General features: G+C 68.0%; 18 protein-coding genes. 10 read left to right on the forward strand and 8 right to left on the reverse strand.

Translation table 11 applies throughout. The annotated features are described in order from the left end of the window. Position 1: 1 nt before the first annotated feature. A complete protein-coding gene (locus VG543_RS14490) occupies positions 2-1075 on the reverse strand; it encodes a hypothetical protein (RefSeq protein WP_049455709.1) in 1074 nt (357 codons plus the stop codon). Between the two features lie 90 nt (positions 1076-1165). Next, positions 1166-2245 (reverse strand): ribonuclease D, encoded by a 1080-nt coding sequence (gene rnd, locus VG543_RS14495; protein ID WP_423178994.1) that lies wholly within the window; start codon positions 2243-2245, stop codon positions 1166-1168. 84 nt (positions 2246-2329) lie between these two features. Between rnd and VG543_RS14500 the strand changes: the two genes are divergently transcribed. Further along, positions 2330-4216 (forward strand): formylglycine-generating enzyme family protein, encoded by a 1887-nt coding sequence (locus tag VG543_RS14500; protein ID WP_423178993.1) that lies wholly within the window; start codon positions 2330-2332, stop codon positions 4214-4216. Positions 4217-4304: 88 nt separating this feature from the next. Continuing rightward, positions 4305-5201 carry a M48 family metallopeptidase gene (locus VG543_RS14505; protein WP_019660530.1) on the forward strand — a complete coding sequence of 299 codons (897 nt, stop codon included), beginning with the start codon at positions 4305-4307 and terminating at the stop codon, positions 5199-5201. 543 nt (positions 5202-5744) lie between these two features. Here the strand turns inward: VG543_RS14505 and xseA are convergent. After that, the gene (gene xseA / locus VG543_RS14510) at positions 5745-7076 is read right to left on the reverse strand and encodes an exodeoxyribonuclease VII large subunit (RefSeq protein WP_155029874.1); all 1332 of its coding nucleotides are present in this window, start codon (positions 7074-7076) and stop codon (positions 5745-5747) included. A 44-nt stretch (positions 7077-7120) separates the two neighbouring features. Further along, positions 7121-8191, reverse strand: a complete 1071-nt coding sequence (gene queG, locus VG543_RS14515; protein ID WP_423178173.1) for a tRNA epoxyqueuosine(34) reductase QueG — start codon at positions 8189-8191, stop codon at positions 7121-7123. A gap of 23 nt (positions 8192-8214) precedes the next feature. Between queG and VG543_RS14520 the strand changes: the two genes are divergently transcribed. The 6 genes from VG543_RS14520 to VG543_RS14545 all read left to right on the forward strand — a co-directional run bounded on the left by VG543_RS14520 (position 8215) and on the right by VG543_RS14545 (position 15793). Beyond that, the gene (locus VG543_RS14520; RefSeq protein WP_423178172.1) at positions 8215-9699 is read left to right on the forward strand and encodes an NAD(P)H-hydrate dehydratase; all 1485 of its coding nucleotides are present in this window, start codon (positions 8215-8217) and stop codon (positions 9697-9699) included. After that, positions 9696-10178 (forward strand): tRNA (adenosine(37)-N6)-threonylcarbamoyltransferase complex ATPase subunit type 1 TsaE, encoded by a 483-nt coding sequence (tsaE, locus tag VG543_RS14525; RefSeq protein WP_329847467.1) that lies wholly within the window; start codon positions 9696-9698, stop codon positions 10176-10178. The genes VG543_RS14520 and tsaE overlap by 4 nt, the downstream gene beginning before the upstream one ends. A gap of 82 nt (positions 10179-10260) precedes the next feature. Beyond that, on the forward strand, positions 10261-11829 hold the full coding sequence (locus tag VG543_RS14530; protein ID WP_423178170.1) for an N-acetylmuramoyl-L-alanine amidase: 1569 nt from the start codon (positions 10261-10263) through the stop codon (positions 11827-11829). 160 nt (positions 11830-11989) lie between these two features. Beyond that, entirely contained in the window at positions 11990-13894 is a 1905-nt protein-coding gene (gene mutL, locus VG543_RS14535) for a DNA mismatch repair endonuclease MutL (RefSeq protein ID WP_423178169.1), read from the forward strand. Positions 13895-13905: 11 nt separating this feature from the next. Continuing rightward, on the forward strand, positions 13906-14838 hold the full coding sequence (locus VG543_RS14540) for a DUF1684 domain-containing protein (RefSeq protein ID WP_423178168.1): 933 nt from the start codon (positions 13906-13908) through the stop codon (positions 14836-14838). Between the two features lies 1 nt (position 14839). Continuing rightward, entirely contained in the window at positions 14840-15793 is a 954-nt protein-coding gene (locus VG543_RS14545; RefSeq protein ID WP_423178167.1) for a TraB/GumN family protein, read from the forward strand. Between the two features lie 74 nt (positions 15794-15867). On the opposite strand, the gene phaR is transcribed toward VG543_RS14545, so the two are convergent. From phaR to gluQRS, 3 genes are all read right to left on the reverse strand, one after another. Beyond that, positions 15868-16395, reverse strand: a complete 528-nt coding sequence (phaR, locus tag VG543_RS14550) for a polyhydroxyalkanoate synthesis repressor PhaR (RefSeq protein WP_262213455.1) — start codon at positions 16393-16395, stop codon at positions 15868-15870. Between the two features lie 182 nt (positions 16396-16577). Next, positions 16578-17318 (reverse strand): acetoacetyl-CoA reductase, encoded by a 741-nt coding sequence (phbB, locus tag VG543_RS14555; RefSeq protein WP_423178166.1) that lies wholly within the window; start codon positions 17316-17318, stop codon positions 16578-16580. A 16-nt stretch (positions 17319-17334) separates the two neighbouring features. Next, positions 17335-18255, reverse strand: coding sequence for a tRNA glutamyl-Q(34) synthetase GluQRS (gene gluQRS / locus VG543_RS14560; RefSeq protein WP_423178164.1), 921 nt, complete (start codon positions 18253-18255; stop codon positions 17335-17337). 93 nt (positions 18256-18348) lie between these two features. On the opposite strand from gluQRS, the gene htpX reads away from it, so the two are divergent. After that, on the forward strand, positions 18349-19215 hold the full coding sequence (htpX, locus tag VG543_RS14565; RefSeq protein ID WP_423178162.1) for a protease HtpX: 867 nt from the start codon (positions 18349-18351) through the stop codon (positions 19213-19215). 666 nt (positions 19216-19881) lie between these two features. Here htpX and VG543_RS14570 read toward each other — a convergent pair. After that, the gene (locus tag VG543_RS14570; RefSeq protein ID WP_005417749.1) at positions 19882-20709 is read right to left on the reverse strand and encodes an inositol monophosphatase family protein; all 828 of its coding nucleotides are present in this window, start codon (positions 20707-20709) and stop codon (positions 19882-19884) included. 120 nt (positions 20710-20829) lie between these two features. Here VG543_RS14570 and VG543_RS14575 point away from each other — a divergent pair, with 120 nt between their 5' ends. Beyond that, the gene (locus VG543_RS14575) at positions 20830-21600 is read left to right on the forward strand and encodes an RNA methyltransferase (RefSeq protein WP_423178161.1); all 771 of its coding nucleotides are present in this window, start codon (positions 20830-20832) and stop codon (positions 21598-21600) included. Position 21601: the final 1 nt, after the last annotated feature.

The following is a 21601-nucleotide window of genomic DNA, read 5'->3' on the forward strand; positions in this document are numbered from 1 at the left end:
CTCAAGGCGTGGCGCTGACGCCCTTGCCCAGCGCTGCATCGGACGGCGCACTGGGGCCCAGCACCTGCAGCTGCATCGCCTCCATCCGCTCCAGTACCTTGCGCTGCTTGCCGTTGAGGCCGCGCGAGGTGATTGCGATGTGCTTGCGTGCAGCGTCCAGCGGCGCGGGTTGGTAGTGCACCGTGAAGCGGCGCAGGGCGCATCCCATCAGCTTGTCGACCGGTGCGCAGTCGTTGGCGTTGAAATCGATATCGCCGTCGGCGGCAACAATGAAGGGGCTGAGCAGGATCTGCCCTTCGCGGGCAGTGAAGGCCAGTGGCGCGTGGGCCTTGGCGATGACCGCCTGGATGCGTACGGCAGGGATGTCTTCAGGGACGATCCTGTCATCCCAGTAGCCTTCGGTCGGGCGCGAGGTTTCGTAGTTCTGGGTGCCCCATGCCACGCAGTTGCCGGAGGCCACATGCACCGAGATGCAGACCTGCTGGGAGTGCTGATCGGTCAGGACGCCGGGTGGTACCCAGACCTTCTTCCAGGAATAGAAACGGTAATCGACGTCGGCCAGGCGGGTGGCGCCGATGTCCTTCGATACTTCGTCCGTGGTCCCCAGCGGCTTCAGCTTGGCCACGCGGGTGTTCAGGCGGTAGTTCTCCGCACCGTTCAGCAGATAGGTGCCCGGCGGAATCAGATGCACCTCGAACACGTCCATCAACACCGTCCGCTGCGGGCCGGTTTCCAGTTCGTTGGTGTTGAACAGCTGCACATAGCCCTGGGAGGGAATATCCTTGTGCTGGAAGGACACCCGCGTCGAGAACCCGGGTAGGTCGGTCGAGCGGTTGCCCAGATGAAAGCCGGGGACCGGAGAGCCGACACCTGGCCCGCCGTTGTGCACGACATACGGGGCCGGCACCAGCACGGCAACCAGACCGTCGCGGGTGGCACCGTCAATGATGTCCACCAGCTTGGCTGTGTTCTCCTTTTCCTGTGCATAGGAAAGCGGTGCGGCCTGCCCAGAGCATGCCAGGCCCAACGTGGTTAGCAGCAGTGCGCAGGCGGTCGCGATCTTGAGGGTCTGCATCGACGTCTCCTTGTCAGTACCGCCAAACCCTAGCACGGCCCCTGCAGGCTTGAGGTGCACGGCGCCGGCGTGGTCCGGCGCCTTGTGCCATCAACGTGCGGGCAGCAGCGCCTGAAGCTGCGATTCCAGTTCCTGCTGGCGCCAGCCGGCCAGAGCGGCCGGCCATTGGCGGCGCTCCAGGTAGCTTTCCAGATGCTTGCGCGATGCCAGTACGCCATCCGGCAGGTCCAGCTCGCGGCTGCGTTCGGCAACGGCGTCCTGCAGCCTCTTCAGTACCTGCTTGTTGCTGTCGTTGGCGGGCAGTGCCAGCGGTGCCTCGGCCTCATCGGCCAGCGGCGTGGATAGTGCCTGCCAGACCGCGCCTGCCAGCTTGCGCGGTGCCTTCGGGAACTGTTCAAACAGCGTGGCCAGCGCGGCGGCATCGGCCGGTGGCGTGCGTGCCAGCGTGGCGGCCAGTTCGTTGTCCAGGATCCAGCTGCGCGGGCGGTCGCTGCTGCGTGCCTGCACATCACGCCAGCGCAGCAGGCGCAGCAGGCGGCGCTGCGCGGGAGCATCGAGAAACTGCGCTGAGCGCATCGCCAGATGCGGCCAGCGGTCCTCGTCATTGGCGACGCTGGCCAGCAGGCGCTCGCCGTCGTCGTGCAGCCACTGCTGGCGGCCCAGTGCCTGCAACTTGGCATCAATGGCGTCATGCAGCGCGAACAGGTGCTCGACGTCGTCGGCGGCGTATTGCAGTTGCGACTCCGAGAGTGGACGGCGCATCCAGTCCGAGCGGGTTTCGCCCTTGGCCAGCGCCACGCCGGTGATCTCCGCCACCAGCTTCTGGTAGCCCATGCCGCCACCGATGCCGGCCAGCGCGGCGCCGATCTGGGTGTCGAACAGTGGTCGCGGCAGCACACCGCACGCCCACTTGAAGGCGACCAGGTCTTCGCTGGCGCTGTGCATCACCTTGGTGATGGATTCATCGGCCAGCCACGGTGCCAGCGCCTCGGTCATGCCGGGAATCAGCGGGTCGATCAGCAGGATGTCCTGCCCGACCGCCATCTGCACCAGGGCCAGCTGCGGCCAGAAGGTGCGTTCACGGATGAATTCGGTGTCCAGGCCGATGCGGGTCGGGCGCTGCTGGAAGTACGCATCCAGCTCGGCGGGGGTGGTGATCCAGGTTGCCACGGGTCAGGGCCTACTACTCGGGTTTGCTCAGGCAGGGGAGAATAGCCTAACGTCGGTGCGTGTCCCTGCCGAAGGAGATCCTGCTTGCGTTTTCCGCTGTCGTCCGTGCTGTGCACCGCCGTGGCCGTGGCCCTGGCCGGCTGCACGCCGTCGCCCCCCACGGCAGTGGACCCCAGTGCCGGGGAAGGGACGCGCCTGTCTGCGAACACGGACAGCGACGAGCGTCCACAGGCCGGGCAGGGCAGCGTGACCATCGCCGGCGAGGATGCCGCCGAGGATGTGCAGCAATGGACGCCGCCGCGGGTGGACCGACAGGGGCGAAGCCTGGCGCAGTTGCGCCGCGCGGCCGGGCAGGCCTTCAACGAGGGCCGGCTGTACGAGGATGCCGATGCCGCCATTCCACTGTGGCTGGCGGTACAGGAAGAGGATCCGGATGACCGCCAGGCCCGCCAGGGCCTGCAGCGTGCCCGCCAGCGGCTGCAGCAGCAGGCGGATGCGCTGCTGGTGCGGCCGCTCAGGCAGCGCGAGGCGCTGGCCGAGGCCAGCCGCCAGGCGCTGGTGCTGCTGACCCTGGCGCCCAAGGACGAGAAGGTACGCGCACTGCAGGGTCGGGTGGAGCTTGCCCAGCGGGTGGTCGCTTACAACCGCGCCGGTGAAGAGGACCTGCGCTCGGGCCGGATCGGCGAAGACGGGGACGGGGCTATTGGCAACTTCCGCGAGGCACTGGCACTGGATGGGAATAACAGCCGCGCGCGGCAGGGACTGGCCGCAGCCGAAAGCGGGCTGATCCGCCGCGCAGAAGATGCTGCACGCGCGCGCGATTTCGCCAGCGCGGGCACTTGGTTGGCCGAAGCCAGCAAGGTGCGCGACTCATCGCCGACCATTGCCGACGCGTTCGAGCGCATCGAGCAGATCCGTGCGGCGGTGTTGCTGCAGCTGCGCGATGACGGCCTGCGCGACCTGTCCACGCCGCAGGGCCTGAAGCCGGCACGCGAGAAGCTGGCCGAGGCCCTGCGCATCGCCCTGCCGGGAGACCCGGTGGTGGCCCAGCTGCGTGAGCGCATTGACCTGGCCACGCACTACGGCAGCTTCCGCCCGGGGCAGGTATTCAGCGATGCCATGCGCGATGGCGGGCGCGGGCCGCAGATGGTGGTGGTCCCGCACGGCGGCTTCCAGATGGGGGCCGGTGATGCCGAGCCGGGCGCCAGCGATGCCGAGCGGCCATCGCATTATGTACGCTTTGATCGAGGCTTCGCGATGGCGATCACCGAGGTGACGGTCAGCGATTTCCAGCGCTACGTGAAGGCGACCAATGCGCGCCCGCGTGCGACCCGTCGCGGCCATTCGGTGGTCTATGACGAACGCAGCGGCAACTTCATCCGCCGCAGCGGCGTGGACTGGCGTTCGGACTACGACGGTGGCCTCGCGATGGCCAATGCGCCGGTGATGCATGTCAGTATCCGCGATGCCGAAAACTATGCGTCGTGGTTGTCCGAGCAGACCGGGCGCAGCTACCGGTTGCCCAGCGAGGCCGAGTTCGAATACGCGCTGCGCGCCGGCAGCAGTGGCCGCTATCCGTGGGGCGCCGCCGGCACGCCGCCGCCCGGTGCTGGCAACTTCACTGGCAGCAAGGATGTCTCGCCATCGGGACGGCACTGGCACAACGCCTTCATCGGCTATGGCGATGGCTGGTGGGGGCCCGCGCCGGTGGCCAGTTTCCAGGCCAATGCCTTCGGCCTGCACGACATGGCGGGCAATCTCAGCGAGTGGGTGGCCGATTGCTGGCATGCCAGCTACCGGCGCGCGCCCTCCGATGGCGCGGCCTGGTTCAACCCGGGCTGCCGCGCGCGGGTGATCCGCGGGGGCAACTGGGCCAACGCGCCGGAGCAGACCCGTGCGGCGTGGCGGCAGTCGCAGGATTCGGACACCACCAGCGCGCGCATCGGTTTCCGCCTGGTGCGGGGCATCTGAGCGGCACCGGGCTTCACCCGCTGCTGGCGCCCGCGCACTAAGATTGCGCCGTGCCCGCCGGCCGGCGGGGCCTGCTGGACGACCCCTGATGCGCAATGATCCCTTTTCCCGCTCGCCCCAAGGCCCGCAGCGTCGCGGCCTGTTTGGCAACATCCGCTGGTGGGTGCTGTTGCTGGCCGCCGGCTATGCGCTCTTCTACTGGTTTTCCAATCGCACGGTGGACCCCTACACCGGCGAGAAGGTGATGATTGACAGCAGCCTGGACGCCCGCCAGGAGACCGCCTTGGGCTTGCAGGCCTACCAGCAGATCCTCTCGGAGGAGCCGCCGATGGACTCCAACGCGCCGATCGCGCGCGATGTGCGCGACATCGCCCAGCGCCTGATTGCCAAGGTTGATGTGGTGGAGACTGCACTGGCGCAGGAGCACGGCGTTCAGCCGGCGCATTTCGCGCGTGATTTCCAGTGGGAAGTCAACGTGATCCCATCTGAACAGGCCAACGCATTCTGCCTGCCTGGTGGCAAGATGGCGGTCTATACCGGCCTGGTGCCGGTGGCGCGCACGCGCGACGCGATGGCGGTGGTGATGGGCCACGAGATTGCCCATGCGCTGCTGCGCCACGGTGCGCAGCGGATGGCGCAGCAGAAGCTGACCCAGATCGGGCAGATGGCCGGCGCCGCCAGCGGCATGGATGCGCAGCAGCAACAGATGATGATGTCGGCGATGGGCTACGGGTATCTGCTGCCCTATGCGCGCAGCCACGAGACGCAGGCCGATGAAGTGGGACTGATGCTGGCTGCGGCGGCGTGCTTCGACCCGCGCGAGGCGGTGCCGCTGTGGCAGCGCATGGGCCAGGCCAGTGGTGGCCAGTCACCGCCGGAGTTCGCGTCGACTCACCCGAACCCGGGTACCCGTATCCAGAACCTGCAGGCGTTGATGCCGAAGGCACTCGAGTACCGGCAGAAGTTCTGCGAGCAGGCAAAGTAGGGGGTTGTTCGGCAGGGCTTGCAGCCCTGCACCTGCCGAAGCAACAGCAACAGCAACAGCAACAGCAACAGCAACAGCGTGCATTCCGTGGGATGGCGGGGTGGGTCCGGTTGCGGGGGCCGCTGCAAGTACGTCCATGTAAGCTCGGTCGCCGCATCCATGCGGCTCACGCCCCCGCAACCGGACCCACCCCGCCTTCGACAGATGTCCGCGATCTGCCGGAATGGCGCTTGGGGTCAGATCCGTTTTCCGCAGGAAAACGGATCTGACCCCGAATTGATTCGATATCTGAAAGAGATTCATCCACGCATGGCGTGGATCTACCGACCGTCATCGGGACACTGTCGAGGGTGGGGCGGTGTGGCTGTGCAGGACCGTTGGCGCCATGGATGGCGCCATCGAGCCCCCAGGGATGGGTTTACGGCGTGTCCTGCACAGCCACACCACCCCACCAAGCTATCAGCAGTCCAGAGCCGCTTTCGCTGTTGCTTCGGCTGTTGCATTTGCCTCTGCAGGTGCAGGGCGCAGCCCTGCCGAACCCCTTTACTTGACCTGCACGTCGATCACGCCGTCGCCCACGCGCGCCTGCAATGCGTCGCCGGGCTGTACCTGATCGACCTGGCGCACCAGCGTGCCATCGTCACTGCGGGTCAGGATGCTGTAGCCGCGCGCTACAGTCGCCAGCGGGCTGACCGCTTCCAGCGAACGCGCCAGCCCGCGCAGGCGCAGCGCATCGCGTTCCAGCAGACGCTGCATCGCTGCCTGCGGTCGTCCGCGCAGGGCGGCCAGGCGGCGTTGCATCGTGTCGAGCTGGCGCTGTGGGTGGTGCCCGCGCAGGACCGCCGCTGCATGGCGAAGGCGCGCAGCACGGCGCTCCTGCTGCTGGTTGAACGCGGCATGCAGGCGCCGGCCCAGATCGAGCTGGCGGCGGCGCAACAGGTCCAGTCGCGCCTGCGGGCTCTGCGCGTTCAGGCGCAGCAGGGCACGGTCAGCACGTTGCATCGCCTGCTGCATCGTGTGCCGCTGCAGCTGCGCCATGCGTGCCGCGGTGCGCCGCAGGCGCAGGGCCAGTTCGCGCTGGTCCGGTACCAGCAGCTCGGCTGCCACCGATGGCGTCGGTGCACGCAGGTCGGCGGCGAAGTCGCTCAGGCTGAAGTCGGTTTCATGGCCCACCGCCGACACTACCGGGGTGCGGCTGGCGGTGATCGCACGGGCCAGTGCTTCATCGTTGAAGGCCCACAGGTCTTCCAGTGAACCGCCGCCACGGGTCAGCAGGATCACGTCGTAGCGGCCACTGGCATCGGCGGCCTGCAGCAGGCGGGTGATCTGTGCAGCGGCGCTGCTGCCCTGCACCAGGGTCGGCAGCAGGTCCACTTCCAGCAGCGGGAAGCGGCGGCCGAGCACGCTCAGCACGTCGCGCACAGCGGCGCCGGTGGGGGAGGTGATCACCGCAAGGCGCTGCACGTGCGCCGGCAGCGGCCGCTTGCGTGCCGGGTCGAACAGGCCTTCGGCCTCCAGCCGTGCCTTCAGCTCCTCGAAGGCGCGGCGCAGTGCGCCTTCGCCGGCTTCCTCCATGTGGTCCAGCACCATCTGGTACTCGCCACGGGCGTCGTACAGGGTCACCTTGCCGCGCACCAGCACTCGCATGCCTTCGCGCGGCACGAACTTCAGGTATTGCGCCTTCATCCGGAACATCGCCGCGCGCAGCTGCGCACGTGCGTCCTTCAGGGTGAAATACAGATGCCCGGAGGCGGGACGCGCCACGCTGCCCAGTTCGGCCTCGACCCAGATCGCCGGGAAGCTGCCTTCCAGCAGGTCGCGGGCGAGGGTGTTGAGCTGGCTGGGGGTGAGGATGTCGTTGTTGCGTGGCTGCATGGGAACGGCGTGCTGCGGGCGGAACGGGGGCTCAGGATCGCACGTCAGCGCACCGTGTGCTGGCCCAGTGCCCACTGCACGTGTTCACGCACCAGCGGCGAGGGATCGTCGATGCGGGTCTGCAGGGCAGCCAGCGCTTCGGCCGAGGACGGCGCATTGCCCAGCGCCACGGCGATGTTGCGCAGCCAGCGCTCATGGCCGCTGCGCCTGATCGGGCTGCCTTCGGTGCGGCGCAGGAACTCGGCTTCGTCCCAGGCGAACAGCTGGTCCAGGCGGGCAGTGTCGAGGTTGTTGCGCGCGCGGAAATCGGCTTCGTCGGTGCGCTTGGCGAACTTGTTCCAGGGGCAGACCAGCTGGCAGTCGTCGCAGCCATAGATGCGGTTGCCGATCAGCGGACGCATCTGTTCGGGAATGGCGCCGTCGTGTTCGATGGTCAGGTAGGAAATGCAGCGCCGCGCGTCCAGCCGCTGCGGGCCGGTGATCGCGCGGGTAGGGCAGACATCGATGCAGCGCGTGCAGGTGCCGCAGTGTGCCGTAGCCGGCGCATCGATCGGCAGCGGGATATCGATGTAGATCTCGCCGATGAAGAACCAGGAACCGCCGTTGCGGTCGATCAGGCAGGTGTGCTTGCCGATCCAGCCCAGCCCCGCGTTGCGCGCCAGTGCGCGCTCCAGCACCGGCGCCGAATCGACGAATACCCGGTAGCCCAGCGGTGCCACTTCATCGTTGATCTGCGTGGCCAGCTTCTGCAGGCGGTTGCGCATCAGCTTGTGGTAGTCGCGGCCCAAGGCGTAACGGGCCACGTAGGCGCGGCCCGGGTCGGCCAGGGTTGCCCAGGCTTCGGTGTCGTCCTTGTGGCTGTAGTCCATGCCTACCGAGATCACCCGCACCGTGCCGGGCAGCAGCTCGGCCGGGCGCGCGCGCAGGGTGCCGTGGCGCGCCATCCAGTCCATCGTGCCGTACAGGCCCTGGCCCAGCCAGTCGGCCAGGTGCACCTCGTCCTCGCCCAGCTCGATGCCGGCGATGCCGCAGCGCTGGAAGCCATGCGCACGCGCCAGTTCGCGGATGCGCTGTACGGCCTGGACCGGATCGACAGGGGCGGGGGCGGGAGACATATGCACCAGTATAAAATCCCCGCATGGCCAACCTTGCCGCTCTGTTCGATTCCGCTGCCGCGCGTGCGCTTGATGTGCAGGCCTCGGCACTGGCTGCCGAGGGCGGCTGGGGCCTGATGGCGCAGGCCGGCCAGGCCGCCTGGCAGTGCCTGCTGCAGCATTGGCCACAAGCGCAGCGGATCGGCGTGGTGGTTGGCGCAGGAAACAACGGCGGCGATGGCCTGGTGCTGGCCCGCCATGCACGGAAGGCCGGGCGTACGGTGACGGTGATCGCCTTGCCGGGCAAGCCACCGGCGACGTCGCTGGCGCAGCGTGCCGCATCGGAATTCAAGTCCGGTGGCGGCACCCTCACCGATTTCGACGGCGTGCTGCCCGAGGCCGATATCTGGGTCGATGCCCTGTTCGGTCTGGGCTTCGATCGCGTGCCGGAAGGTGTGGCGCAGGCGCTGATCGTCGCCCTCAACGCGCAGGCGGCACCGGTTCTGGCGCTGGACGTCCCCAGTGGCGTCGATGCCGACCGGGGCGCCGTACCGGGCGAGGCGGTGAAGGCTGCTTTGACCCTGCAGTTCATCGTGCCGCATCGCGGGCTGTATACCGGCGATGCGCTGGATCATTGCGGGCGGAAGGCGTTGGCGCCGCTGCAGCTGCCCACGGCCGCATGGCAGGGCGTGTCACCCGCCGTGGAGCACTGGACCCAGGCGCGCTTGCCGGCACTGCTGCCGCCGCGCCGCGCCAACAGCCACAAGGGCGAATCCGGGCACGTGCTGTGCGTCGGCGGCAACCATGGCAGCGGCGGTGCCATCGCCATGGCGGCCGAGGCCGCGCTGCGTGCCGGCGCCGGATTGCTGAGCCTGGGCACCCGCCGCGATCACGTCGGCCCGTTGCTGGCGCGCCTGCCGGAAGCGATGACCCATGCGCTGGAAGACGGCGATGTGCTGCCGGCGCTGCTGGACAAGGCCAGGGTGGTGGCGATCGGGCCGGGCCTGGGCCAGGACGAATGGGCGCGCGCGCTGTTTGCGCGGGCGCTGGCCAGCGCCAAACCGCTGGTGGTTGATGCCGATGCACTGAACCTGCTGGCGCAGGATCCGCGCGCGCTGCCGGACGCCATCCTTACGCCACATCCGGGCGAGGCCGCGCGTCTGCTCGGCTGCAGTACCGCTGACATCCAGGCCGATCGCTACCGTTGTGCGCAGGCGTTGGCCGAACGCTTCCGCGCCGTGGTGGTGTTGAAGGGCGCAGGCAGCATCGTGACGGCGCCCGGGCAGGCGCCACGGCTGATCGCTGCAGGCAATCCCGGCATGGCCGTGGGAGGCATGGGCGATCTGCTCACCGGCATCATCGCCAGCCTGCGCGCGCAGGGCCTGGCCGCCTTCGACGCCGCCGCGGCCGGTGCGCTGCTGCATGGGCTCGCGGGCGACGCCGCGGCCGCCGATGGCACGCGCGGCCTGATTCCTACTGATCTGCTGTCGCCGTTGCGGCGACTGGCCAACCCGGAACTTTCCCGATGATCGATTTCTTCCTTGCCGACAGCGATGCCACTGAACTGCTCGGGCAATGGCTGGCGGCCACCCGGCCGCCGCAGGCGCTGGTCGAACTGCGCGGCGACCTGGGGGCCGGCAAATCCACCACGGCCCGCGCACTGCTGCGCGCGCTGGGTGTCCAGGGCGCCATCCGCAGCCCGACCTACACCCTGGTCGAGCGCTATCCGCTGGCCGGCGGTGGCGAGGCCTGGCATCTGGATCTGTACCGGATCGGGCAGGCCGGCGAACTCGATTTCCTCGGGCTGGACGAGGGCAGCGCGGTACTGTGGCTGGTTGAATGGCCGGAACGCGGTGCCGGTGCGCTGCCGCCAACCGACCTGGTGGTGGCGCTGGAGATCGAGGGACAAGGGCGTCGCGTTCGTCTCATTGGCGCCAGCGACGCCGGGCATGAATGGCTGAAACGGCTTCCCCAAGGAGGCGACTTGCAGGCCATATCTGTCGGCTGACGAGAACAAACACCGGCAGGTTACGGATTATTAAGGAAAAAGGTGTTGCATTCCGTTCAGTGCGGTGATTGAATCCTGAGCCATGCGCCCGGGGAACCGTCTCATCGCCATCTGTGCCGCCGTCGGACTGGGTCTGGCGAGCGTCAGCGCGTGGGCCGGTGAAATTCGCCAGGTCCTGCTGAATACCGGTGCCACCGGCACCCGTGCCGAGATCTCGCTGGTGGGCAGTGGCGGTTACAAGACGCTGTCGCTGGCCGGACCGAACCGCCTGGTGGTCGATTTCCCGGACTCCAGCGCCGTACGCAACCTGAAAATGCCGGCGGCGCAGGGCGTGGTCACCGCAGTGCGCACCGGACAGCCGGTGCCGGGTACCTTCCGTGTCGTTTTCGACCTTGCTGAATCGGTGGCGCCGTTCCGCCCACAGATGCAGCGCGAGGGCAATGAATCCAAGCTGGTGATCGAATGGCCGGGCGATGGCCCGGCCGTGGTCGCCAGCCGTCCGGCAGCGACGCCGGCGGTGCCGCCGCAGGCGCCGGCCAACACGCCCGCACCGACGCCGACGCCGGCGGAGAGCGCGCAGGCGCGTACCGATGCCGCGCGTGCCACGGCGCTGCTGACTGCCCAGGTGCGGCAGCAGGCCAGTGCCACCGCCGCCGCGCCGGCCACGCCTACCCCGGCGCCATCCACCGCGCCGGCCCAGGTCGCGGCGGCGGGTACCGTGGCCAGCAGTTCGCCTTCTTCCTCGCCGGCCGCGATCCTCGCTGGGCAGCGCACCGCAGCGGTGGTGACCACGCCGCCGGCCACGGTGCCTGCGCCGGCACCGACGCCGGTGGAACCGCCGCGCCCGGCCATGCCCAGTGATGCCTCCCGCATCCGCATGCAGGCCGGCATGCGCCATCTGGTGGTGGCCATCGATCCCGGTCACGGAGGCCAGGATCCGGGCGCGATCGGCCCGACCGGCAAGCGTGAGAAGGATGTCACTTTGGCGGTGGCGCGGGAACTGGCCCGTCAGGTCAATGCGACGCCGGGCCTGAAGGCCTACCTGACCCGCGACAGTGACGTGTTCATTCCGCTGCCGATGCGCGCGCAGAAGGCGCGTGCGAACAAGGCCGACATCTTCATTTCCATCCATGCCGACGCGGCCGAGAACCGTTCGGCCACCGGTTCGTCGGTGTACGTGCTGTCGACCAAGGGTGCCTCTTCGCAGCGCGCCCGTTGGCTGGCAGACAAGGAAAACGCGGCCGATCTGGTCGGTGGCGTTCGCCTGCAGCAGACCGAGGGCACGCTTGCCAATGTGCTGCTGGACCTGGCGCAGAGCGGCTACATGAAGGCGTCCGAAGACGCCGCCGGCCACGTGCTGGGCGGCCTTAAGCGGATCGGCAACAACCACAAGCCGAACATCGAGCGCGCCAACTTCGCGGTGCTGCGTACGTCGGACATGCCGGCGATGCTGGTGGAAACCGCGTTCATCTCCAACCCGGATGAAGAGCGTCGCCTGACCGACCCGGCCTACCAGCGCAAGATCGCCGGTGCCGTGCTCGATGGCGTGCACACCTTCTTCAGCCGCCAGCCACCGCCGGGCACGCTGTACGCGGCCCGTGCCCAGGCCGAGATCGACGCCGCAGCCACCATGGCCGGCGGCAGCAAGTAATCCGCTTCCTGTAGAGCGCGGTAGAGTCGACTGTTAGTCGACTACGTGCGCAGCGCGGGGCTTTTCGGCGCCCGGGCGGAGAGCAGTCGACTGACAGTCGACTCTATCCACGGGCGCTCCGCTATCATCGACCCATGAAGTCTGCTGCCCATCATCTCCCATGAGCGCGCCCGGTCCGCGCCCGATCCGGCCCTTGCCGGAGATCCTGATCAACCAGATCGCCGCTGGCGAAGTGGTCGAGCGTCCCGCTTCGGTGGTCAAGGAGCTGGTCGAGAACGCGATCGACGCCGGTGCCAGCCGCGTAGATATCGATCTTGAAGAGGGCGGTGTACGCCTGATCCGCATCCGCGACAACGGCAGTGGCATCGCGCCGGAGCAGCTGCCGCTGGCGGTATCGCGCCACGCGACCAGCAAGATCGCCGATCTGGACGATCTTGAATCGGTGGCCACGCTCGGTTTCCGTGGCGAAGCGCTGCCGTCGATCGCCTCGGTCAGTCGCTTCACCCTGGCCTCGCGTCGCGCACATGACGAGCATGGTTCCGCGCTGCAGATCGAAGGCGGAAAGATCGGTGAGGTGACGCCGCGCGCGCATGCGCCGGGTACCACGGTGGAAGTGCGCGAGCTGTTCTACAACGTACCGGCGCGGCGCAAGTTCCTGCGCGCCGAGCGCACCGAGCTGGGCCATATCGAAGAATGGCTGCGCTCGCTGGCCCTGGCGCGGCCGGACGTCGAACTGCGCGTGTCCCACAACGGCAAGGCCTCGCGCCGTTACAAGCCGGGCGATCTGTATTCCGATACGCGATTGGCAGAAACGCTGGGCGAGGATTTCGCCAACCAGGCCGTGCGCGTGGATCACAGTGGCGCCGGCCTGCGCCTGCATGGCTGGATCGCGCAGCCGCATTACTCGCGTGCCAGCGCCGACCAGCAGTACCTGTACGTCAACGGCCGTTCGGTGCGTGATCGCAGCGTCGCCCACGCGGTGAAGATGGCGTACGGCGATGTGCTGTACCACGGTCGGCAGCCGGCCTATGTGCTGTTCCTCGAACTGGACCCGACCCGTGTTGATGTCAACGTGCACCCGGCCAAGCACGAGGTGCGCTTTCGTGATTCGCGGCTGGTGCATGACTTCGTCTATCGCACGCTGAAGGACGCGTTGGCTGATACCCGCGCGGGCATGTCGGCGCAGGAGATCGGTGCGGGTCCGGTGCATCCGGTGGACGCCGCTGCTGCATCGATGGCATCGAGCGCGGGCGCATCGGGTTTCGGGCTGGTGCGTGGGCCTGCGCCCGGTGCCGGCTCGGGCGCGGGCGGCGGTGGCTTTTCCGGCTGGCGCCCGCAGCAGCCCCTTGGGCTGCAGGTTGCTGATGCACCGGCGGCCTACGCCGCGCTGTATGCCACGCCGGCCGGTGCCGAGCCCGGGGCGGCGCTTCCCCCGATGCCCGTCGGGAACGGTCTGCCGGTCACCAGTGCCGATGCCGGAGTGCCGCCGCTGGGCTATGCGATCGCGCAGCTGCACGGCATCTACATCCTGGCCGAGAACGCCGAAGGCCTGATCGTGGTCGACATGCATGCCGCACACGAACGCATCGGCTACGAGCGGCTGAAGAACGCGCACGATGGCATCGGCCTGCAGTCGCAGCCGTTGCTGGTGCCGATCACGCTGGCGGTGGGCGAGCGCGAGGCCGATACCGCCGAAAGCGAAGCCGACACGCTGGCCGCACTCGGCTTCGAAGTGACCCGTGCCGGCCCCGGTTCACTGCACGTGCGCAGCATACCGGCACTGCTGGCGCATGCCGAACCGGAAGGCCTGCTGCGCGACGTGCTGACCGACCTGCGTGAGCACGGCCAGAGCCGCCGCGTGGCCAGCGCGCGCGACGAGCTGCTGTCGACCATGGCCTGCCACGGCGCGGTGCGTGCCAACCGTCGCCTGACCGTGCCGGAAATGAACGCGCTGCTGCGCGACATGGAGATCACCGAGCGGTCCGGCCAATGCAACCACGGCCGGCCGACCTGGGCCCGTTTTTCGCTGGCGGAGATCGACCGCTGGTTCCTGCGCGGACGTTGAGGGGAGCATCGATGCGTTATCGGGGAATGGGCGGCCTGCTGGTCGCCATGGTGTTGGCCGCCTGCAGCCCCGCGCCGCCGCCGGCACCGGCTTCGGCCGCGGAGGATCCGTCCTATGCCGCCGGGCAGCAGCAGTGGCGGGTGGCACGCTATCAGGACCTGACCCGCCCGGACGGTTGGACAGCGCTGGTCGGCCTGCACTGGCTGCAGAACAAATCGCACTTTGTCGGCAGTGGCGCGACCAATGGCATCCGCCTGGCGGTGGGGCCGGACAAGCTGGGCCTGCTGCGCCGCGAAGACAGCCAATGGTGGTTCACTCCCGAAGCCGGTACGGACGTCAGCCATGGGGGCAAACCGGTGCGCGGCCGCATCCGCATCGACACCGACAAGGATCCGCAGCCGACGCAGCTGGCCTTCGATGGTGGCAAAGGCCAGCTCAGCATCATCCGTCGCGGTCCGCGCGATGCGCTGCGGGTCAAGCACGCCGATGCGCCTGCACGCCGTGGGTTCGCCGGCCTGGAGTACTGGCCGGGCGGTCCTGACTGGCAGGTGCAGGCGCGCTTCATCGCCCACCCGCCAGGCAAGACCCTGCCGATCGTCGATATCACTGGCTTGACCACCGAGATGCCGAACGCGGGCGCGGTCGAGTTCCGGCGTGATGGCCGCAACTGGCGGCTGGAGGCGATAGGTGCACCCGGGCAGCCGCTGTTCCTGATCTTCGCCGACCGCACCAGTGGTCGCGGCAGCTATCCGGCTGGGCGTTACCTGGACACCGATGCGCCAGGCGCCGATGGTACGGTGCGCATCGATTTCAACCATGCCTACAACCCACCGTGTGCGTTCACCGCCTATGCAACCTGCCCGTTGGCGCCGCCTGAAAACCGGCTGGACCTGCGCGTGGAAGCGGGCGAGAAGGCCTACCACCTGCCTGAAGGAGAAGGCTGAGATGCCGATCAGATCACTGTTGCGTGCCACCGTTCTGTTGGCGGCCTGTGCGCTGGCACCGCTGGTTGCAGCACGTACCGTGCAAGCCGACACCGCTGGCGCAGCGGCGGCCAGGCCGCCGGTGCCGTTGCTGTGGAAAGTGACCGGCCCAGGCGACTCACGCCTCTACCTGCTCGGTTCCTTCCACCTGCTGAAGCCGCAGGACTACCCGCTGTCGCCCGATGTCGAACAGGCGTTCGAGGCCTCGCAGCGGGTAGTGTTCGAACTGTCGCCGGAAGACATGCAGTCGCCCCAGCTGGCCAGCCGCATGGTGCAGGCGGCGATCCGCACCGATGGCAGCGAGCTGAAGCGTGATCTGGATGCGGCCACTTGGCAGAAGCTGCAGGCCTTTGCTGCCCAGAACCAGTTGCCGCTGGCGCAGATGCAGGGCATGAAGCCCTGGTTCGTCGGCCTGAGCATTTCGATCGGGCAGATGCAGAAGCTCGGCCTGGACCCGGCGCTGGGCCTGGACCGCCACTTCATGGAGCGCGCGCAGAAGACCGGCCGCAAGACGGCGGGACTGGAGGACATCGATACCCAGATCGGCATGCTTGACGGAATGACGCTGCCGGAACAGCGGCAGATGCTGGCCGAAGCACTGGACCAGGCCGGCAAGGCCGATGAGCAGGCGCGGCTGCTGCATGATGCGTGGCGCCGCGGTGATGATCGCCTGCTGTGGACCAAGATGGCGGCAGAGATGCGCCAGCAGTACCCGCAGCTGTACCAGCGCATCAACACCGGGCGCAACGATGCCTGGGTGCCGAAGCTGCAGCCGTACCTGCAGGCCGGGCAGGGCGGCACGCTGGTGGTGGTCGGCACGCTGCACCTGCTGGGCAGTGATGGCGTGGTCGAGAAGCTGAAGGCGAAGGGGTACAAGGTCGAGCGCGTATGCTCGGCGTGCAAGGCGAAACGCTGACGTATCGTTGGCGCGACCCAGACAGAAACGGCGCGCCAGGGGCGCGCCGTTTTCGTGTCAGCCTGTGAAGCGGCTCAGCGGCGGGTCTTGCCGCCGGTGCCGGTGCCCGGTTCGTTCGGCTTGTTGCCGGTGCCCGTGCCGGTGCCGCCCGGGCGCGGGCCACCGAAGCCGCTGCCCATGCTGCGCTGGAATTCCTGCCACAGCTCCAGGTTGCGCTCGGTCAGCTGGTTCATCATCGCCCACGGGGTCTGGCCCAGCAGGTTGCCCATCTGCTGGCGGAACTGTTGCTGCTGGTCGAGGAAGACCTGCATGCTGCGCTCCAGGTAGTTGCCCATGAAGCCCTGCAGGGAATCGCCGTAGAAGCGGATCAGCTGGCTCAGCAGCTGCGTGGACAGCATCGGTTCGCCGTCCTGTTCCTGGTCGGCGATGATCTGCAGCAGGACCGATCGCGTGAGGTCGTCGCCGCTCTTGGCGTCGCGGACTTCGAAGTCTTCACCGTCCAGGATCAGCTGGCGCACGTCCTCGATGGTGATGTAGCTGGAGATCTCGGTGTCGTAGAGACGGCGGTTCGGATACTTCTTGATGATGCGGGTCGCAGCCATGAAGCGGTACTCGTCACAGTAGACGCGCAGCATGGCGCAGTGCAGCAGCGGTTGCAACCGCCCCAGCCCCCGCCAGGCTTGGCTTTCAGGGGCGATCATGTTGCGCAACAAGGGTTTGCGTGCTGCGCAGCATGACCATCGGCAGGGGCCGCCGGTGCATGCCGCGGCGCCCCCTGCGCGGCTCACCAGCCCATGTGGTGGCCGCCATTGATGTCCAGGTTGCTGCCGGTGATCCAGGCGGCTTCGTCGGCGACCAGGAAGGACACGCCGTAAGCGATTTCCTCCGGCTTGCCCAAGCGGCCGGTAGGGATGTCGGCGATGATTTTGGCGCGCACGTCCTCCGGAACCGCCATCACCATGTCGGTGGCGACGTAGCCCGGCGAGATGGTGTTGACCGTGATGCCGAAGCCGGCGTTCTCGCGGGCCAGCGAGATGGTGAAGCCGTGCATGCCCGCCTTGGCGGCCGCGTAGTTGGCCTGGCCGTACTGGCCCTTCAGGCCGTTGATCGAGCTGATCTGGATGACCCGGCCCCAACCGCGGCGGCGCATGCCCTCGATGACCGGGCGGGTGACGTTGAACACCGAATTGAGGTTGGTGTTGATCACATCGTGCCACTGGTCCGCGCGCATGCGGTGGAAGGTGGTGTCGCGGGTGATGCCGGCGTTGTTGACCAGGATCTCGACCGGGCCCAGCTCGGCCTCGACGGCGCGCACCAGCGCCTCGGCGCTGCCTGGATCGGAGACATCGCCCGGGAAGATCGACACGTTGTAGCCGCGCTCGGTCATCGCCTGCTGCCAGGCGCGGGCCTTGGCCTCGTCGCGATAGTTGGTGGCGACCCGGTGGCCCTGGTCGGCCAGGCGTTGGCAGATGGCGGTGCCGATGCCGCCGGTTCCGCCGGTGACCAGTGCGACGCGAGATGTCATGGAATGCTGTCCGGAATCAGGTGGGGGAAGGGGGATTCTGCAACATCGGCGCGGAAAGTGCGCCGGCCGGCAACAGGATGTCGCCACGTGGCAGCCGTGCCGGGTTGAAGGCCTGCCGGGCGGCCGCCAGCAGCGTATCCAGATCGCAGGCAGGTTCCAGCGCTTGAGGTGATTGGCCAAGCAACTCCCAGAGCCGGCGCAGCACTGGCAGTGGGCGCGAACTGTCCACCGGCAGCGCCGCCAGCGACTTGGACAGCTTGTGGCCTGGGGCATCGAGCAGCAGCGGCAGGTGCCAGTAGCGCGGCACCGCCAGCCCCAACGCCTGCTGCAGCAGGATCTGCCGCGCGGTGGAGTCGAGCAGGTCGGCGCCGCGCACCACTTCGGTCACGCCCTGCTCGGCGTCATCGACCACCACGGCCAACTGGTAGGCCCAGCAGCCGTCGGCGCGGCGCAGCACGAAGTCGCCAACCTCGGCATGCACGTCCTGCTGCTGCGGGCCGCGCAGGCCATCGTCGAAGTGCACGATGCTGCCCGGCGGCACGCGGAAGCGGACGGCAGGGTCCGGTCGCGCTTGCCGCGCAACGCAGCGGTGATGGATGCCGCCGTTGGCGGCCAACTCGCTGCGGCTGCAGTGGCAGATGAAGGCCAGATCGCTGGCCAGCAGCACGTCCAGTGCGGCCTGGTAGGCCTCGCCGCGGGTGCTCTGCCAGAGGATCGGGCCGTCGTGGACCAGTCCGAACGCAGCCAGTGCCTGCAGCTGTGACTGCGCGGCGCCGGGCACGGTACGCGGCGGGTCAACGTCTTCGATGCGCAGCCGCCACAGGCCGCCGTGGTGGCGGGTCAGCAGCCAGCTGCCGAAGGCAGCAAGCAGGGATCCGGGGTGGAGCAGGCCGGTCGGCGAGGGCGCGAAGCGGCCGCAGGGAACAATGGCGGTCATGCAGGCTGAATCGTCGGTCAGGTTGGCGCTTGAATTCAAGCTGAGCGCACCGCAAATTGACGGATATCGACCCCTTCCGAGCCGGATTTTCCCATGTTCACCCGTATTGCCCTGTTCCTGGCGACCAACCTCGCGGTCCTGATCCTGGCCGGCATCGTCATGTCGATCCTGGGCGTGGACGCGCGTTCGATGAGCGGCCTGCTGGTGATGGCCGGCATCTTCGGTTTCGGTGGCTCCTTCATCTCGCTGCTGCTGTCCAAGTGGATGGCCAAGCGCTCCACCGGTGCGGTGGTGATCACCGAGCCGCGCAACCAGACCGAGCGCTGGCTGCTGGCCACGGTCGAGCGCCAGGCCAAGGCGGCCGGCATCGGCATGCCCGAGGTGGCGGTCTATGACGGCCCGGAGATCAATGCCTTCGCCACCGGTGCCAACCGCAACAACGCGCTGGTGGCGGTGTCCACCGGCCTGCTGCACAACATGAGTGAAGACGAGGCCGAAGCGGTGCTGGGCCACGAGATCGCCCACGTCGCCAACGGTGACATGATCACCATGGCACTGCTGCAGGGCGTGTTGAACACCTTCGTGATCGTGCTGGCCCGCGTGGTCGGCGGCATCATCGACAGCGCGCTGTCGGGCAACCGCGAAGGCGGCGGCCGCGGCTTCGCCTACTACATCATCGTGTTCGTGCTGGAGATGGTGTTCGGCCTGTTCGCGACGATGATCGCCATGTGGTTCTCGCGCCACCGCGAGTTCCGCGCCGATGCCGGCGGTGCCTCGCTGGCCGGTCGCCAGAAGATGATCGCCGCGCTGGAGCGCCTGCAGCTCAACCACGGCCAGAGCACGCTGCCGACCCAGATTGCCGCCTTCGGCATTTCCGGTTCGACGGCCAAGAAGCTGTTCATGAGCCACCCGCCGCTGGAAGAGCGCATCGCCGCGCTGCGGGCGTCGACGGTGGCGTAACTCTCTGCTCCTTGTTAGTGCAGGAACGCCTGGCCCCGCGCCGGGCGTTTTTGTTTTGCGCGCGCACGCATTGGTGGCGCCAGGCGATGCCTAGGATCATTTCCGCGACCGCGGAGGGGTGTCACTTTCTTTGCGCGCAAAGAAAGTAACCAAAGAAACGCTCCGCCAGCCGCGAGCCGTCGCTACGCGCCGGTACCCTGCGCTTCTCGGCGAATCAGGGGACGGCGCCGAACTCGCTGCGCTCAGACATCGGCGCCTCTTCGCCCCTGATTCCCCTGCGATGCTCGGCTCGCTCAAGGCGGACTGGAAGATCAAGATCAAGATCGACAGCATCCACACGTGGCGCGGATCTACTGGGTGCAGCTGTGGCATTTGACGTTGGGTCCGCCTTGAGCGAGCCGAGCACCGCAGGTCCGGCGAGGGCGAAGAGGTGCGGGTGTCTGAGCGCAGCGAGTTCCCGCACCGCCCCTCGACGGGCCGAGGAGCGCAGGGTACCGGCGTGCGCAGCACGTCGGCTCGCGCCCCGGCGGAGCGTTTCTTTGGTTACTTTCTTTGCGCGCAAAGAAAGTGACACCCCTCCGCGGTCGCGGAAACGACTCTCCGTGCGCACAAACGAAAACGGCACCTTCGCAGATGCCGTCCCCATGAACCGCTTTACGCGAAACCTCAGAACTTTGCGTCGAACTCGGCAGCGTAGCCGGTGTTCACCAGCACCTTCTGCAGCGACTCGGCCACCTTCAGGTTGCCGGCTACGATCTGGTGGGTCTCCGGGCCACGGTTGTCCATGCGGCCCAGGGTCGCGCCCTTGAAGTCACAGACCTTGCCGCCCGCCTCGCGGACCAGCAGCAGGCCGGCGGCGATGTCCCACGCCTTCACACCGGCTTCGAAGTAGGCGTCGGCGCGGCCGCAGGCCACGTAGGCCAGGTCCAATGCGGCCGAACCGGTGCGGCGGATGTCCTCACCGTGCACCAGCAGGGCGTCGACCGCCTTCAGCTGGGCGCTGGCGCGGCTGCGCTCGCGCGGGGCGAAACCGGTGTGGATCATCGTGCCTTCCAGATCCTTGCGGTCGGCCACGCGGATGCGGCGGTCGTTCAGCACGGCGCCGGCACCACGGCTGGCGGTGAACAGTTCATTGCGCAGCGGGTCGAAGATGACCGCGTCGGTCGGCTCGCCGTTCTCGACCAGCGCGATCGACACGCAGTAGTGCGGCACGCCACGCAGGTAGTTGCTGGTGCCGTCCAGCGGGTCGATGACCCACATCTGGCGACGCTCGCCCTGCACGCCACCTTCTTCACCGAAGATGCCGTAGTCCGGGTAAGCGCGCTTGAGTTCCTTGACGATGACCTTTTCCGCGTCCGCATCCACTTCGCTGGCGTAGTCCATCCGGCCCTTCTGCACCACGTTCAGTGCCTCGAGCTTGTTGATGTTGCGCAACAGGACGTTGCCGGCGAGGCGGGCGGCCTTGACCATGACGGTGACGGCGGGTTTCTGCATGGCGTGGGCTCCCGGAAAGGCAGAAGAGATGGACTGGCGGGGGAAAAGAGCGGGTCCGGCGCAGTGGCCGGCCGCACAGTTTACCATTGGTCATCGTCCAGCTCGACCTTTTCCCTGTTCATGTCCCAGTTTCCCGCCGCCACCCGCCTCCGATTCGTCCTGGTCGGTACCCAGCATCCCGGCAACATGGGGGCCGCCGCCCGTGCCCTGAAGACCATGGGCCTGGCCCGCCTGGTGCTGGTCGCCCCCGAAAAACCGCTGGACGAGGAGGCTTTCCGCCGCTCGGCCGGTGCCGAAGACGTGCTGGGGGACGCCCCGGTGGTGGCTACCCTGGCCGAGGCCGTGGCCGATTGCCGTCTGGTGCTGGGCTGCACCGCGCGTGCCCGCCGCGTCCAGCTGGAGGAATACCTGCCGGCCGACGCTGCCGCCCGCGCGGTGGCCAAGGCGGGCGAAGGTGCCGAGGTCGCACTGGTATTCGGCCGCGAGCGCACCGGCCTGACCAACGAGGAACTGCAGCTCTGCCATGCGGCGGTGCACATCCCGTCCGATCCTGAGTTCAGCTCGCTCAACCTGGCGGCCGCCGTACAGGTGCTGGCCTATGAAACGCGCATGCAGCTGCTGGGCGAGCAGCCGGCCCCCAATGCCGAGCCCGGCTTCCGCGAACAGGCGGCCAGCCACGAGCAGATGGAGAGCTTCTTCGCCCAGCTCGGTGACACGCTGGACGAGATCGATTTCCACAAGGGCCGCGCCCCGGAATCGGCGATGCGCAAGCTGCGCCGCCTGTTCCTGCGCAGCGAGCCCAGCGAGCAGGAAGTGCGCCTGCTGCGCGGCATCCTCGCCGACACCCAGCGCATGGCGCGTCTGGCCCAGGCAGGCAACAAGGACAGCTGAC

It is taken from the genome of Stenotrophomonas sp. CASM101, assembly GCF_049384845.1.
Classification (GTDB): domain Bacteria; phylum Pseudomonadota; class Gammaproteobacteria; order Xanthomonadales; family Xanthomonadaceae; genus Stenotrophomonas; species Stenotrophomonas hibiscicola.